A 14,328-nucleotide genomic window follows, 5' to 3' on the forward strand; every position below is an offset into this window, starting at 1 on the left:
CATCCAGTATTCATCTGAGCGAGCAGAACAGCAACCGGTTACAGTAACCGGTTACGGTGATTGTGAAGAAGATCCAGAAATTGGAATAATTCCTGATTCTCAATCAACAATATTTACACTCCTCCGGCCTTGTGACAGATTAAATCGGTCATTAATCAGGAGATCCCAATGAGCCTGCAGTCCGTGCGGCAGTTTTTTGCCGAACATGCCCCCGATATCGACATCATCGAGCTAAATCAAAGTACGGCCACCGTTGCCCTGGCAGCCGCCGCGCATCATGTCGAACCCGGGCAAATCGCCAAGACCCTTTCGTTAAAAGTGAAAGAACAGGTCATCCTTGTTGTCGCCAGCGGCAACGCCCGGCTGGATAATAAAAAACTGAAGGACGCATTTGGCGCGAAAGCGCGCATGCTCAGCAGTGATGAGGTCGTGATGTTGACCGGGCATCCGGTGGGCGGCGTGTGTCCTTTCGGGCTGGAAAATCCGCTGGCGATCTACTGCGATATTTCGCTAAAACAGTACCCGGAAGTCTTACCGGCAGCAGGCGCTATCCATAGCGCAGTGCGCATTTCACCGGACAGAATGGCGCAGTTGACCGAAGCGACCTGGATTGATGTTTGCCAGTAGCATACCTGGAGCACGGCTACGCTATCCCTTCCCCCGCAGCGTCCTGGCAGCATGGCGGCGGGAAATGAATCAGAATATCGGCTGCGCTCAGCAGCCCGAGATCGGAGCTGATACCCAGCCTGGCCATCGCATTGCACTTGTGGGCGCGAATGGTTTTGATATTCCGCTCCATCTGCACCGCTATCTCTGACAATGAATAGCCACAGGCTATATAGCGAAGAATTGTTTGCTCCATAGAACTGAGGCGATGACCGTAGAGCGCCTTGCGGCTGGCAGGTTCATTACGGGGGGCTATTTGTTGCTCAAGTAGCCGAAATAGCTGCTCCTGCAGCGTTTCACGGCCGCAGGCTTTATTTAAAACGCCGTGCAGCTGGAATGGCACCAGTTGAGTAATTAAGTCACGCTCTGCTCCGCTATTCGCCAGAATAATTCGCAGAATATTTGGATGGGTATAAGCAGCCTCCTGAAAAAAAAGCAAACTTTCCAGACGCAGCTGACGATGACCGGAAAGCGAAAAAATAATCGCAGTGACCTGCCTGATATTCATCGTTTGCGTCAATGACTGAACATCTTTGAAAAAATGAATGCTACTATTTTCGTTATAACGATCGTTTAAGATAAAACGAAGCGCCGTCTCCGTCATTACGCACGGTTCGATGACAGCAATGCGTTGCGCTTCGCTACGCTTCTCCATTCCTGCAGCTCTCCATGTTCTGAGTATATATTCAACTCTTTCATCCCTTGTTCACTATTAATCCAGGCATACATCTGCGCATTGCCATTCAAAGATAAACGGCGCATAGCGCTATTTTTTTGCGCGCTAATCGTCTTATTACTTTTTTTCAATAACGAGGCTATTTGATTAATTCCCCAGCCCTTTGCCAGAAGCCGTAAAACCTTGCGCTCAGATAAAGTCAGCGTGCTTATCATCTCCGGGCTCATCGATACCGTATCGGTTGGCGTATTGAGAAAAGTCGCTTTATCATTCGTGACAGCCACATCCTCCGGGCGCCTCGCTTCTGCCGCGCATATCGCTGCGCCTAAACGTACCACCGGCGCCATGTCGGAAACTAATGTACTGTTATCACGGACTAAAAATATCTGGGCCGCGCGATCGCTGGCGCGCCCGACAATATAAACCCAGTGAATATCTTTATACTGACTCATTAAAAAACAATAATATTCACAAACTTCCTGAGGCTGGCTGAGGTCACCGGACAGGTCGACAATAACCTGCCGGGTTCGACCCAGTTCGGTTAGCGTGAGCTCCTCCGGCGAACGGCAGCAGCTGAATATATAGTCGGGGAGACATTCACTGGTGATGGTTTTTAAGCCGGACTGCATAACCGGTATTTTGCTGATGATGATGCCGCACTGATCATGTCCTGGTAACATAAACCCTCCGTTTTCTGTAGAAGATTCACGTCTGGCATAAAACAGATGGCCCCCTGGCAACCATAATATTATTTTGCCAGGTGAATCCATGTCACCCCTGGCGAACGTTTCGGCCTTACGCTCTGTACCAATTTTAGTGTGGGGAATTGCATTGCTGGCCTTAGCAATAAACGACATTAGCATACATAAAGAGCAACAATAAATTAGAAAAAATGAAAGCAGACTTTAGAAAGAATTACGCAAAACCTGTCACATCATATTTTATTTAATTTCATTCCTGAATGTTTTTGGCGATACGCCGCTATAGCGACGAAAAAAACGGGAAAAATAAGTCGCATCTGAAAACCCCAAATAATCAGAAAGTTGAGTCACAGTCATCGTGGTATATTGCAAATTACGCCGCGCCTCCAGCATCAGTCTTTGGTGCAAAACCCCTAAGGCACTGCAGCCATGAAATTCACGACACAAATAATTGAGGTGCGTCGCCGACAGCCCAACCTGGCGGGCGTATTCCGCCAGCGGCAGATGTTCGCGGTAATGACTTTCAATAAGACGAGAGAAATGGCGCATGACACTGCGCTTTCGTTCCGCTTTCCCTTCGGCGACCGACGTCGGGCGGCACTGCCGGTTCAGCCAAACCAGCAGCGCCCCTAAAAGCGAGTGCAGCATCATTTCCCGGGCATCCAGCTCTTCGCAATACTCTTCCCGTAATGCCGTAAACAGCGCACGGATATGCCCGCGGGAGTGCTTAACGGGCACGCACTGCGGCTGGCCGAGGACATCAAGCTGGCGGCCAAACTGGCGTTCAAAATGGCTAAGCAACGGCAGCGCCAGCGACAGAACATAGCCCTGCGTGCCGGGTGAAAAACGAAACCCATGAATGCACAACGCCGGCACCACCTGAATACAGGATTCGGTCATCACGGTGGTAGTCCCCTCAATTTCGATCTCCGCCCTGCCTTTATGCAAATAGAGCAGCTGCACCATCTCCGCATGCTGATGCATGCGGATATGCCACTCATACAGGCTGCTGCGCTGCAAAATCGACTCGCAGTGCAGGAGATCGGGCGTAGGCCAGTCTCGCTCTTCGCCATACAATTTAAAAACGGGAACGGTATTGGTGGCCTGCATGACAACTCCAGCTGTTGATTCCCTACGCCACACGCTCCATGGGCAAACCCACATAGTTTTCCGCTATGGTGGTCAACCCGGCGCGCGATCCGAGGTAATAGCGACGGTCCGCCGCCTGCATTTTTTTATCAAACTCGCTTTGCTGCGGAAAATCATGCAGCAGGCGGGTCATAAACCAGCTGAACCGTTCCCCCTTCCACACCCGATCAAGAGCAAAACGAGAATAGCTCGCCAGCAGATCGGTGCGACCGCGGTGATAATACTCCCGCAGAATGCGCCACAAATAGTTCACATCGGAAGCGGCCAGATTCAGCCCTTTTGCTCCGGTCGGCGGCACGATATGCGCCGCATCGCCCACCAGGAACAGCCGCCCGTACTGCATCGGCTCCACCACGTAGCTACGCAGCGGTGCAATGCTTTTCTCAAGTGAGTGACCAGTCACTAACTTGCCAGACAGCTCCTCCGGCAGGCGGCGTTTCAGCTCATCCCAGAAACGTTGGTCCGACCATGCGTCAACCTTGTCGCTCAGCGGGACCTGCAGATAGTAGCGGCTTCTTGTTAGTGAGCGCTGACTACACAAAACAAATCCCCGCTCATGGTGAGCATAAATCAGCTCCGGGTTGACCGGCGGCGTGTCCGACAGCAGCCCCAGCCAGCCAAACGGCCAGACGCTTTCATACTCTTTAAGAATGTCACGCGGGATGCTTTGTCGCGAGACACCGTGAAAACCATCGCAACCGGCAATAAAATCACACTCGAGGCGGCAGGTTTCCCCGCCGCTGACGAAGGAGACTGACGGCCGATCGCTCTTCGCATCCTGAATCGTCACATCGCTGACGCCATAAATAACCGGCGCTCCGCAGTCAGCACGCGCCGCCATTAAATCCCGGGTCACTTCGGTCTGGCCGTATACCATCACGCTTTTGCCACCGGTCAGCTCTGTCAGCGCAACCGGTACCCGCTGCCCCTCAAATAAAAACTCAACCCCATGATGCACCAGCCCCTCCGCATCCATGCGCTGCGATACTCCGGCCTCTCGCAGCAGGTCGACGGTACCGCTTTCCAGAATCCCCGCCCGGATGCGCCCCAGCACATATTCCGGCGTTTGCCGCTCAAGAATAACGGTTTCGATCCCGGCTCGATGCAACAGTTGTCCCAGCAGCAGCCCGGAGGGGCCCGCCCCGATAATCGCGACCTGTGTTTTCATAGGATTGCCTCACGCCCGATGGTTAATTATTTGTTTGTTTTTTGTTTAATAAAAGTTCTCTCCTGCATTTTTGATAACCCGGACGAGAAAAAGAAGGCAAAAATCCGTACAAAAAATGCACTTTTCAACAGTTTTAAGAAAGTGTGGCGGAGTTCAAATTCTATTTCGGCCGCCTGCGGCGACTTTTTGCACATTGTTTGATCCGGTCCCCCTCAGAGAAAGCGCGAGTTCAGGTTAAAGTAACAACAGACATGACGGCATCGGATGTGACGGACAGCGGGTATTTATGCAAGCAGATCGGGCAGTTCAGCGCACAATTACGCGACTATGTATTCAGTGTGGACTTTTCTTGTTACAGCATGGCGCAGAGAGCGCGCTGGTTGAGGAGCTCTCGACTCGTCTGGGGCGGGCGCTCGGCATGGACAGCGTTGAAAGCGCCATCTCCTCGAATGCGATTGTGCTCACCACGATTAAAGACGGCGAGTGCCTGACCTCTACGCGTAAAAACATCGATCGCGGCATTAACATGCACGTGGTGACGGAAGTGCAGCATATTGTGATTATGGCCGAGCATAAGCTGCTGGATTATAAAGATGTGGAGAAGCGCTTTACGCAGATTAAGCCGCTGCGCTATCCGCGCTGGCTGGTGGTTCTGATGGTGGGGCTCTCCTGCGCCTGTTTCTGCAAGCTCAACAACGGTGGCTGGGACGGTGCGCTGGTCACCTTCTGCGCCAGCACTATCGCCATGTATATTCGCCAGCTCCTGACCCATCGCTCGATGCATCCGCAGATAAACTTCTGTATCACCGCCTTTGTCGCCACCACCATCTCCGGGCTGATGCTGCGCCTTCCCGCCTTTACCAACACGTCAACGGTGGCGATGGCCGCCAGCGTACTGCTGCTGGTGCCCGGCTTCCCGCTGATTAACGCCGTTGCGGATATGTTTAAAGGGCATATCAATACCGGCCTGGCGCGCTGGGCGCTGGCCAGTCTGCTGACGCTGGCCACCTGCATTGGCGTGGTGATGGCAATGACCATGTGGGGGCTACGCGGATGGGCATAATCTCGTATCTGTGCGCGCTGCTTCAGGATATGGCGCTGTCGGCCATTCCGGCCGCCGGGTTTGCCATGGTGTTTAACGTACCGCAGCGCGCGCTGCGCTGGTGTGCGCTGCTGGGAGCGATCGGCCACGGTTCGCGTATGGTGATGATGACCGCAGGATTCAATATTGAATGGGCGACGTTCCTCGCCGCTCTGCTGGTTGGCAGCATCGGCATTCAATGGTCCCGCTGGTACCTGGCGCATCCCAAAATTTTCACCGTCGCAGCCGTGATCCCGATGTTCCCCGGTATTTCCGCCTATACGGCGATGATCTCGGCGGTGAAAATCAGCCATTTTGGCTACTCGGAAGAGATGATGATCATGCTGCTGAGTAATTTCCTCAAGGCTTCCTCCATCGTTGGCGCCCTCTCTATCGGTCTTTCCATTCCGGGTCTCTGGCTGTACCGTAAGCGCCCGCGGGTATAGCAGGGATTTGGCCCGACGCTGTGCTACTATAGCCAATGGATTTCAGTTTGCTTTACTGCGACAGTCGCGGGGATCCCAATACGCTGCCTGAAACCAGCGGGTCGGATTAACGCCCGTAGTCAGCAATGAAGCACCTGAAAAACGACAGGTATCCGGGGGCGATTACCCCTCTCTATTGTTGTTCAGAATTGAGATAGTGTTATGTCTTCGCGAATATTAACCACCGATTTTAGCGGCCTGGATGATTTTATTCAGGACCATGCGGCCGTTCTCGCAAAATCGGCCAGCGGCGCGGTTGCCGTTTTTGCTAACAATGCCCCAGCGTTCTACGCGCTCACGCCGGAACGTCTGGCGCAGCTGCTGGAGCTGGAAGCAAAACTGGCTCGCCCCGGCAGCGATGTTGCGCTCGATACGCAGTTTTTCGACGAACCCGGCGCAGCGCCAACCGCTATCCCCGTGGGGAAATTCGCCATGTATGCCGACTGGCAGCCGGACGCTGATTTCCAGCGCATGGCCGCGCTGTGGGGCATCGCCCTCAGCCAACCGGTGACGCCGGAAGAGCTGGCGGCGTTTGTCGCCTACTGGCAGGCGGAAGGCAAAGTCTTTCATCATGTGCAATGGCAGCAAAAGCTGGCGCGCAGCGTACAGATCGGCCGGGCCAGCAACGGCGGCCAGCCGCGGCGCGATGTGAATACGGTCAGCGAACCAGATAGCCATATTCCACGAGGTTTCAGAGGATGAGCATGAAAAACGTTGGCGACCTGATGAAGCGTCTGCAAAAAATGATGCCAGCCCATGTCGAACCGGCGTTTAAAACCGGCGAAGAGCTGCTGGCCTGGCAAAAAGAGCAGGGCAAACTGCGTTCTGAAGCGCTGGAGCGCGAAAACCGCGCCATGAAAATGCAGCGGACGTTTAACCGCTCCGGCATCCGTCCGCTGCACCAGAACTGTTCGTTTGAAAATTATCGGGTCGAGTGCGAAGGCCAGATGAACGCGCTGTCCAGAGCACGCCAGTACGTTGAAGAGTTTGACGGCAACATCGCCAGCTTTATCTTTTCCGGCAAACCCGGCACCGGCAAAAACCATCTGGCTGCCGCCATTTGCAACGAGCTGCTGCTCCGCGGGAAATCGGTATTGATCATCACCGTCGCTGATATTATGTCGGCGATGAAAGAGACGTTTGGCAATCGGGAAACCAGCGAAGAACAGCTCCTTAACGATCTGAGCAAGGTCGATCTGCTGGTGATCGATGAGATCGGGATGCAGACGGAGTCGCGCTACGAGAAAGTGATCATCAACCAGATAGTCGATCGCCGCTCCTCATCAAAGCGCCCGACCGGGATGCTGACCAACAGCAACATGGACGAGATGAACAAGCTGCTCGGCGAGCGCGTCATGGATCGTATGCGTCTTGGCAACAGCCTGTGGGTCATCTTCAACTGGGACAGCTATCGTCATCGGGTCACCGGCAAAGAGTATTAAGATATTTCCGAACTCTGCCGGGGTTATACTGCAGAAATGCTTAAGTAACCATGATGAGTACACTGATGAAATCTGCAAAATTCTTATTCCGCACCGCCTTGATTGCCGGCGTTTTTTTTGCCGCCGGCGCCCACGCAGCCTCCTGGCAGGACTCTCTTTCCAGCGCCGCCAGCCAGCTTAGCAGCCAGAGCGGCTCTCAGGAAAGCGGCGCCCTGTCGATGTCTTCGCTGACCAGCCTGCTGAACGGTGGCAGTCAGTCCCTGACCGCCAGCAGCATGAACAATGCCGCCGGGATTATGTCCTACTGCGCCAAACAAAAACTGGCCTCGGTCACCAACACGGAAAACGTCAAAAATCAGGTTCTGGATAAACTCGGCCTCAGCACGCCGGAAAAACAGAAAGAGGACACCAGCTATCTGGAAGGGTTGCAGGGGCTTCTGAGCAATAATAGCGGTCAGCAGCTGAACCTCAACACGCTCGGCAGCAGCCCGCTGGCGGAGAAAGTGAAAACCAAAGCCTGCGATCTGGTCTTAAAACAGGGCGTTAACTTCCTCTCCTGATTTTTTTCACTGACGCCGCGTTTAACGCCTTAGCGCTGTTAACGCGGCTCCAGCCATGATTTTCGTCATTCTTCAGCACACGATCCTCGTTGTTCAGGGATGTGACCCCGATCAAAAACGACCATTTCTAAACCAATTCTGAACTACTGCACAGTTTCATGACTCTACAATTGCAGCCATATGGCACTGCAATTACAGTGTAGCGTGGAAAATAGTCTATCCTGCCAGCGGTCAACTGGCGCTAATGAGGATGAATTGTGTCAGAGTTGTTATCCATCGCCTTGTTCCTCACCTCGGTGGTGATTTATGCCTTAAAAGCCGGTCGTAACACCTGGTGGTTTGCCGCCACGTTAACGGTGCTGGGGCTGTTTGTGGTGCTTAATATTACCCTCTATGCCAGCGACTACTTCACCGGGGACGGTATTAACGACGCGGTCCTCTATACGTTGACCAACAGCCTGACCGGGGCCGGCGTCAGCAAATACATTCTTCCCGGCGTCGGGCTGGTAGCGGCGCTGGTGACCGTATTCAGCGCGCTGGGATGGGTGTTGCGCCGTCGCCGCCACCATCCTCATCATTTCGGCTACAGCCTGCTGGCGCTGGTTCTGGCGCTGGCCTCCGTGGATGCCAGCCCGGCGTTTCGTCAAATCAGCGAACTGGTCAAATCGCAGTCCCGCGACGGCGATCCCGATTTTATCGCCTATTACAAAGAGCCGGCGAAGAGCATTCCGAACCCGAAGCTGAACCTGGTCTATATCTACGGGGAAAGCCTCGAACGCACCTATTTTGATAACGACGCCTTTCCCGATCTGACGCCCGAACTCGGCAAACTAAAAAACGAAGGCCTCGATTTCAGCAACACCACCCAGCTTCCGGGTACCGATTACACCATCGCTGGCATGGTGGCTTCCCAGTGCGGTATTCCTCTGTTTGCGCCGTTTGAAGGCAACGCCTCCGCCTCGGTCTCCAGCTTCTTCCCGCAGAATATCTGCCTCGGCGACATTCTGAAAAACTCCGGCTATGAAAACTATTTCGTACAGGGCGCCAACCTGCGTTTCGCCGGCAAAGATGTGTTCCTGAAATCACACGGTTTTGACTACCTGTACGGCGCTGAAGAGCTGAAAACCACGGTTGCCGACCCCGCTTACCGCAATGACTGGGGCTTCTACGATGACACCGTTCTGGATGAAACCTGGAAAAAATTCGAAGAACTTTCTCAATCCGGCAAACGCTTCTCGCTCTTTGCGCTGACGGTCGACACCCATCATCCGGACGGTTTTATCTCCCGCACCTGCCAGCGTAAAAGCTATGACATCGGCGGGAAAAAGAATCTCTCCTTTAGCGCGGTCACCTGTAGTCAGGAGCATATCGCGGCATTGATTGAGAAAATCAAAGCCTCTCCGTATTTCAAAAATACGGTCATCGTGGTCTCTTCCGATCATCTGGCGATGAAAAACACCGCCTGGGACTATCTCAACAAACAGGATCGCAGCAACCTGTTCTTTGTTCTGCGCGGCGACCAGCCGCAGCAGGAGACGCTGGCCGTGAAGCGCAACACCATGGACAACGGCGCCACGGTGCTGGACATCCTTGGCGGCGATAACTTTATCGGTCTGGGCCGCAGCAGCCTGTCCGGGCAATCGCTGTCCGGTATTTTCATGAATATGAAAGAGAAAGTGCTGGCCTGGAAACCGGATATCATCCGCCTGTGGAACTTCCCGAAAGAGATGAAAAACTTCACCATCGACAGCCAAAAGAACACGATCTCATTCTCCGGCAGCCATTTCCGCCTCCCGCTGCTGCTGCGGGTATCCGATAAACGCGTTGAGCCGCTGCCGGAGAGTGAATATTCCGCCCCGCTGCGCTTCCAGCTGGCCGATTTTGCCCCACGGGATAACTTCGTGTGGATCGATCGCTGCTACAAAATGGGCCAGCTGTGGTCCTCTGAGCTGGCGCTCTCCACCGACTGGTGCGTTTCCCAGGGCCAGCTCGGCGGCGAACAGAAGGTGCAGCATGTTGATAAGCCCCGGTGGCAGGGAAAAACGGCGTTTAAAGATACCGTTATCGATATGCAGCGCTACAAAGGCAACGTCGATACCCTGAAGATCGTCGATAACGATATTCGTTACAAAGCCGACAGCTTTGTCTTTAACGTTGCCGGCGCGCCGGAAGAGGTCAGGCAGTTCAGCGGGATCTCCCGCCCGGAATCGTGGGGCCGCTGGTCTAACGCCCAGCTCGGCAGCGAGGTGAAGATTGAATATAAAGAGCCGCTACCGGAAAAATTCGATCTGGTGATTACCGCCAAAGCCTACGGGCCGAACGCCAATAAACCGATCCCGGTCCGCGTGGGCAACAGCGAACAAATCCTCACCCTGGCCAACGAGGTTTCCACCACCACTCTGCATTTCGACAATCCGTCGCGCAGCGATACGTTGATTATCGTTCCGCCGGATCCGCAGTCCACCAACGAAGGGAATATCCTTGGCCACGCGCCGCGTCAGCTGGGAATCGGCATGGTGGATCTTAAAGTGGTAAAAAGCGACGGTTAACGCTGCCGCGCCCCGGCTCATGACCTGAACCGGGGCGCCTTCGCGCATTCGCTAGCATTCGGCAGGCGGTAACCCGCTGAACTCCACGCACATCTCATACTGCTTCAGCGCCAGGGTCGCATACCCTGCCGCGCTAAACAGCGGCGTAAATGATTCGGGAATGATCACCGAAGTACTCAGGCCGGGGAACTGGCGGGCCAGCGCCCTCAGCATCTCATGCGCCAGCCCGCGGCCGCGAACGGAGGGCTCAACCCACAAAAACTGTAGCTGCGGCGTGGAGGTTAAGGTTGCCAGCACGGCAAAAGCCTGCTGGTTCAGAGTGAGCGCCCGGCATGGCAGCGTGGCGAAGGTCAACGGATCCATCAGCCACGGCAGACGACCGTTGATCTCCGCTCCGGCTCTGCGCAACAGAGGGAGCACATCCCCCTCTTCCAGCGCCGCCGCGGTATCCTCCGCCCGGGTACTGACAAATCCGCACAGCCCATGATGTACAACAAAGCCTAAAGACTGGTACAGCGCCACCGCCGCATAGTTTTCGCGGATCACCTCCAGCCACATTCGCCGCACGCCCTGCTCCCGCAGCGAGGCCATGAGCGGCGTCATCAGCCGACGGCCCATGCCTTTGCCGCGCCAGGCCGGACGCACCGCAAAAGCCGCCAGTCTCGCCTCATCGCCGCGCCGGGCCACGATGGCGATTGCCGCCGGCGTCCCGCCATCCAGCCAGACGCAGGAGTCGAGCAGGCTCAGTCCCTCGGAACCGAAGCGCTGAACGAACACCGCCACCGGCAGTGAAACCGGCACCAGGTAATCTTCAAAACAGTCGCTGAGGATCGTGCTTAACTGCTCGCTGCTAAAACCGGTAGCTGGGACGGCTATCAATGCCATGCATTTCTCCCGAAAATTGCTATGCTGAAGCGATGAAAAATAACACTATAACCGCCGCAACGACTTTTCGCCTGACTCAGGAGAACGACATTCCTCTCCTGCCCGCGATTGAGCGCTCGGCGGCCCAGTCTTTTCGCCAGATTCCGGCGCTGGCCTGGCTGGCGGAAAGCGAAGTCATAAGCCCCGAGCGCCACCGCCTGTTTCTTGAAACTGACCATAGCCTGCTGGCCGTGGCCGATGAACGACCGATAGGCTTCCTGCTGACCGAACCGCTGGACGATGCCCTGTTTATCGTCGAGATCGCCGTTCATCAGGCGTGGCAGGGGCGAGGCATTGGCCGCATGATGCTGGAGCAGGTCATTGAGAGCGCCCGGCAGGCGGCGTATCCGGCGGTCACCCTCACCACCTTTCGCGACGTGCCGTGGAATGCGCCGTTTTATACGCGCCTGGGGTTTTCAATGCTGAGCGAGCTAAGGCTGCCGGCGGGACTGGCGGCAAAAAGGGCGCTGGAAACGGAGCACGGTCTGCCGCCGGAAACGCGCTGCGCCATGCGCCTGACGCTGTAAGTCGTCTCCGGCCAGGGCTGTGTTTATGGGGTGAATATGGTACAAAGTATCATGCTAACTTTACCGTCTGGTACTCCCTATGGCCTACTCGATCGATATCATTTCCTGCATCACCGATCGCTTTCTCGAGCTGACCGTCACCGAAAAGCGCATCGCCCAGTTTATCCTCGATGATGTCGCCGCGGCGGCAGAGTTACCCATCGCCGAAATCGCCCGTTTGACCAACACCAGCCAGGCTTCGGTGACCCGTTTCGCCCGGGCGTTGGGGTGCAAAGATGTCCGTGAGCTGAAGATGAAGCTCGCGCAGTCTCTGGCTGTCGGTCAGCGCTTTATTCTCGATGTGCCGGATCTCGAAGGCGTGCAGGGCATTTACGAATCCATCATCGGCGTGCTGGAAACCAACCGCCGGGCGCTGGATATTGAGGCGCTGAAGCGCGCCGTCTCCTGGCTGAGCGACGCGCGGCAAATTCTGGCCATCGGCATGGGCGGCGGTTCAACCATCTGCGCCCAGGAGATCCAGTACCGCCTGTTCCGCCTCGGCCTGCCGGTCGTCAGTCAGAACGACGGCCTGCTGGTACGGATGATGAGCTCCGCCGTGACGCCAAAAGACGTGGTGATCGTCCTGTCGCTCGGAGGATATACCAAAGAGATGATTGAAAGCGCGGCTATCGCCAGGCAGTACGGCGCGAAAGTAATTGCGATTACGCCAGCGGGAACGCCGCTGGCCGATCAGGCGGACCTCGTCTTACCGCTGCTGGTACGCGAAAACGACTATATCTTCAAACCCAGCACGTCCCGTTATGCCATGCTGGCGATGGTGGATGTGCTGGCCACCGAACTGGCGATGGCCAACAAACCGCAGGCGAAAGATCGGCTGCGCCGTATCAAGCTGGCGCTCGACAGCCACCGCGGCGGCGTCGACCGTCAGCCGCTGGGTGATTAAACCAGGCTCGCAGCGATAAAGCGTCTGGCCTGCTCCCGGGTCTGTTCCGGCGGCTGCCCGGGGCGATAGAGATCGCTGCCTAATCCCGCCCCCGAACAGCCGGCCTGCACCCAGGTCGCCAGGTTTTCCGGCGTCACGCCGCCAACCGCCAGCACCGGTACGTCAGGCGGCAGCACCGCCTTAAGAGCACGAATATAGTCCGGGCCAAAGCTGGATGAAGGGAAAATCTTCAGCCACTGTGCCCCGGCCTCCAGCGCGCTAAAGGCCTCTGTCGCGGTGGCGCAGCCGGCACAAACCAGCATCCCCTGCTCGACCGCCCGGCGAATCACCGCCGGCTGCGTATTGGGCGTCACGATCAGCTTCGCCCCGACCTGCGCCAGGATATCAACCTGCCCGACGTTAAGCACCGTCCCTGCGCCAATCACCGCCCGGGCGCCGAACTGCGCCACCATCTGCGGAATACTGCGCTGCCACTCCGGCGAGTTGAGCGGGATTTCGATATAGCGAAAGCCGGCGTCAATCAGCATCTCAATATGCTCCGCCGCCTCTTGCGGACCAATGCCGCGCAAAATCGCGACCAGTTTAAACGTGTTCATGGATAATCCTCGCGATGCCGCGCAGAAATGCCTCATCCCCGCGACAGCTGTTGACCGTCACTCCGTGGGCCGCCATCGCCCGACGATAGCGTTCATTTAGCGCCGGTTCCCCCACCAGCGTGATGTGCGTCGCGCGGTAGCGTTCGCGGAGCGCCGCCACCTCCGCGCCAATCAGGAGACCTGAGAGATAGTCGCTGACCGATGCCGGCGACAGCGCGCCCAGTATCCGCGCGGCGCGGGCGCCGAACAGGTCAACCACCAGCGACGGCGCCTCCCTCCCCTTTTCCAGCCCAAGGGTAAATGCCGCCTCATCCGCCTGCTGGTCGGGAAGCTGTTTACCGATCAGCGACTGGCTAAGCAGCAGATGATGCAGCTCTCCGGTCATCGCGGTGGCGAAGTGGCGCACCACGCCCCGTTCAACCTGCACCCATTTACAGTGCGTACCCGGCATCACGTAGCACGTCGCCGGCGCTATCTGCGATGCGCCAAGCAGCTGCGTCTCCTCCCCGCGCATCACGTTGTAATCCCCGCGCTGTTCTACCTTAAGGCCGGGAACAATCCACACGCCGTCAGCAACGGCAAACAGCTGACGCCCCGGTTCATCAATCGCCGCCGGGCAGGCCAGGTAGGGCACCGCCTGCCAGCCCGCATCGCTACCGATCATTCCGGCCATGACTACCGGTAGCTCCGCGGCTGCACGCCACGGCGTCAGATACCGGTGGAAAACCTCCGCCGGCGATTGTCCGTTGAGCCGCGAGACCCCGAGAGGAAGCTGCATTGTCTCCACGCATTTTCCGTCGCGAATCAGCCAGCCGCGCAGCTGTGTCGAGCCCCAGTCGACGGCAATATAGCTCTTCATTA

16 protein-coding genes are annotated in these 14,328 nt (G+C 56.3%); 9 read left to right on the top strand and 7 right to left on the bottom strand.

What is annotated here, in order from left to right:
* Nucleotides 1-168 precede the first annotated feature (168 nt).
* Complete coding sequence (locus tag OQV00_RS22775; RefSeq protein ID WP_004857627.1) at nt 169-627, top strand: YbaK/EbsC family protein; 459 nt, start codon at nt 169-171, stop codon at nt 625-627.
* A gap of 16 nt (nt 628-643) precedes the next feature.
* Here the strand turns inward: OQV00_RS22775 and bglJ are convergent, their stop codons facing one another.
* The 4 genes from bglJ to pobA form a co-directional block, all read right to left on the bottom strand.
* Nucleotides 644-1,270 carry a DNA-binding transcriptional activator BglJ gene (bglJ, locus tag OQV00_RS22780; protein ID WP_053069143.1) on the bottom strand — a complete coding sequence of 209 codons (627 nt, stop codon included), beginning with the start codon at nt 1,268-1,270 and terminating at the stop codon, nt 644-646.
* Nucleotides 1,270-2,022, bottom strand: a complete 753-nt coding sequence (locus tag OQV00_RS22785; protein WP_032716527.1) for a helix-turn-helix transcriptional regulator — start codon at nt 2,020-2,022, stop codon at nt 1,270-1,272. Before OQV00_RS22785 ends, bglJ begins: the two co-directional genes overlap by 1 nt.
* 261 nt (nt 2,023-2,283) lie before the next feature.
* Nucleotides 2,284-3,153: a helix-turn-helix domain-containing protein gene (locus tag OQV00_RS22790; RefSeq protein WP_004857621.1), complete on the bottom strand. Its 870-nt coding sequence runs from the start codon at nt 3,151-3,153 to the stop codon at nt 2,284-2,286.
* Between the two features lie 22 nt (nt 3,154-3,175).
* Nucleotides 3,176-4,360, bottom strand: coding sequence for a 4-hydroxybenzoate 3-monooxygenase (gene pobA / locus OQV00_RS22795; protein WP_004857619.1), 1,185 nt, complete (start codon nt 4,358-4,360; stop codon nt 3,176-3,178).
* 286 nt (nt 4,361-4,646) lie between these two features.
* Here pobA and OQV00_RS22800 point away from each other — a divergent pair, with 286 nt between their 5' ends.
* From OQV00_RS22800 to opgB, 6 genes are all read left to right on the top strand, one after another.
* The gene (locus OQV00_RS22800) at nt 4,647-5,423 is read left to right on the top strand and encodes a threonine/serine exporter family protein (RefSeq protein WP_015585194.1); all 777 of its coding nucleotides are present in this window, start codon (nt 4,647-4,649) and stop codon (nt 5,421-5,423) included.
* A complete protein-coding gene (locus OQV00_RS22805; RefSeq protein ID WP_004857614.1) occupies nt 5,414-5,887 on the top strand; it encodes a threonine/serine exporter in 474 nt (157 codons plus the stop codon). The genes OQV00_RS22800 and OQV00_RS22805 overlap by 10 nt, the downstream gene beginning before the upstream one ends.
* Nucleotides 5,888-6,088: 201 nt before the next feature.
* Nucleotides 6,089-6,628, top strand: a complete 540-nt coding sequence (gene dnaT / locus OQV00_RS22810; RefSeq protein WP_004857612.1) for a primosomal protein DnaT — start codon at nt 6,089-6,091, stop codon at nt 6,626-6,628.
* A gap of 2 nt (nt 6,629-6,630) precedes the next feature.
* Complete coding sequence (dnaC, locus tag OQV00_RS22815; RefSeq protein WP_015585195.1) at nt 6,631-7,368, top strand: DNA replication protein DnaC; 738 nt, start codon at nt 6,631-6,633, stop codon at nt 7,366-7,368.
* Nucleotides 7,369-7,433: 65 nt separating this feature from the next.
* Nucleotides 7,434-7,928 (top strand): YjjA family protein, encoded by a 495-nt coding sequence (locus OQV00_RS22820; RefSeq protein WP_004857608.1) that lies wholly within the window; start codon nt 7,434-7,436, stop codon nt 7,926-7,928.
* 257 nt (nt 7,929-8,185) lie between these two features.
* Nucleotides 8,186-10,477 carry a phosphatidylglycerol--membrane-oligosaccharide glycerophosphotransferase gene (gene opgB / locus OQV00_RS22825; protein ID WP_015585196.1) on the top strand — a complete coding sequence of 764 codons (2,292 nt, stop codon included), beginning with the start codon at nt 8,186-8,188 and terminating at the stop codon, nt 10,475-10,477.
* A gap of 51 nt (nt 10,478-10,528) precedes the next feature.
* Here the strand turns inward: opgB and OQV00_RS22830 are convergent, their stop codons facing one another.
* Entirely contained in the window at nt 10,529-11,362 is an 834-nt protein-coding gene (locus OQV00_RS22830; RefSeq protein WP_044347499.1) for a GNAT family N-acetyltransferase, read from the bottom strand.
* A gap of 32 nt (nt 11,363-11,394) precedes the next feature.
* On the opposite strand from OQV00_RS22830, the gene OQV00_RS22835 reads away from it, so the two are divergent.
* A complete protein-coding gene (locus tag OQV00_RS22835; RefSeq protein ID WP_032716524.1) occupies nt 11,395-11,928 on the top strand; it encodes a GNAT family N-acetyltransferase in 534 nt (177 codons plus the stop codon).
* 79 nt (nt 11,929-12,007) lie between these two features.
* Nucleotides 12,008-12,871, top strand: coding sequence for a MurR/RpiR family transcriptional regulator (locus tag OQV00_RS22840; RefSeq protein ID WP_004857599.1), 864 nt, complete (start codon nt 12,008-12,010; stop codon nt 12,869-12,871).
* Here OQV00_RS22840 and OQV00_RS22845 read toward each other — a convergent pair.
* Together OQV00_RS22845 and OQV00_RS22850 are read right to left on the bottom strand one after the other, a co-directional pair.
* Complete coding sequence (locus OQV00_RS22845) at nt 12,868-13,467, bottom strand: 2-dehydro-3-deoxy-6-phosphogalactonate aldolase (RefSeq protein ID WP_048024227.1); 600 nt, start codon at nt 13,465-13,467, stop codon at nt 12,868-12,870. The genes OQV00_RS22840 and OQV00_RS22845 overlap by 4 nt on opposite strands.
* On the bottom strand, nt 13,454-14,326 hold the full coding sequence (locus tag OQV00_RS22850; protein ID WP_163980444.1) for a 2-dehydro-3-deoxygalactonokinase: 873 nt from the start codon (nt 14,324-14,326) through the stop codon (nt 13,454-13,456). The genes OQV00_RS22845 and OQV00_RS22850 overlap by 14 nt, the downstream gene beginning before the upstream one ends.
* Nucleotides 14,327-14,328: the final 2 nt, after the last annotated feature.

Origin of the sequence: Klebsiella sp. DY2415 (genome assembly GCF_026314315.1) — a bacterium.
GTDB classification, from domain to species: Bacteria; Pseudomonadota; Gammaproteobacteria; order Enterobacterales; family Enterobacteriaceae; genus Klebsiella; species Klebsiella ornithinolytica.

Coding starts and splice junctions, on each gene's coding strand:
- OQV00_RS22785 (WP_032716527.1), bottom strand. CDS start 2,022: ATGTTACCAGGACATGATCAGTGCGGCATCATCATCAGCAAAATACCG.
- OQV00_RS22800 (WP_015585194.1), top strand. CDS start 4,647: ATGCAAGCAGATCGGGCAGTTCAGCGCACAATTACGCGACTATGTATT.
- OQV00_RS22830 (WP_044347499.1), bottom strand. CDS start 11,362: ATGGCATTGATAGCCGTCCCAGCTACCGGTTTTAGCAGCGAGCAGTTA.
- OQV00_RS22790 (WP_004857621.1), bottom strand. CDS start 3,153: ATGCAGGCCACCAATACCGTTCCCGTTTTTAAATTGTATGGCGAAGAG.
- OQV00_RS22835 (WP_032716524.1), top strand. CDS start 11,395: ATGAAAAATAACACTATAACCGCCGCAACGACTTTTCGCCTGACTCAG.
- dnaC (WP_015585195.1), top strand. CDS start 6,631: ATGAAAAACGTTGGCGACCTGATGAAGCGTCTGCAAAAAATGATGCCA.
- OQV00_RS22775 (WP_004857627.1), top strand. CDS start 169: ATGAGCCTGCAGTCCGTGCGGCAGTTTTTTGCCGAACATGCCCCCGAT.
- OQV00_RS22805 (WP_004857614.1), top strand. CDS start 5,414: ATGGGCATAATCTCGTATCTGTGCGCGCTGCTTCAGGATATGGCGCTG.
- OQV00_RS22845 (WP_048024227.1), bottom strand. CDS start 13,467: ATGAACACGTTTAAACTGGTCGCGATTTTGCGCGGCATTGGTCCGCAA.
- OQV00_RS22840 (WP_004857599.1), top strand. CDS start 12,008: ATGGCCTACTCGATCGATATCATTTCCTGCATCACCGATCGCTTTCTC.
- bglJ (WP_053069143.1), bottom strand. CDS start 1,270: ATGACGGAGACGGCGCTTCGTTTTATCTTAAACGATCGTTATAACGAA.
- dnaT (WP_004857612.1), top strand. CDS start 6,089: ATGTCTTCGCGAATATTAACCACCGATTTTAGCGGCCTGGATGATTTT.
- OQV00_RS22820 (WP_004857608.1), top strand. CDS start 7,434: ATGAAATCTGCAAAATTCTTATTCCGCACCGCCTTGATTGCCGGCGTT.
- pobA (WP_004857619.1), bottom strand. CDS start 4,360: ATGAAAACACAGGTCGCGATTATCGGGGCGGGCCCCTCCGGGCTGCTG.
- OQV00_RS22850 (WP_163980444.1), bottom strand. CDS start 14,326: ATGAAGAGCTATATTGCCGTCGACTGGGGCTCGACACAGCTGCGCGGC.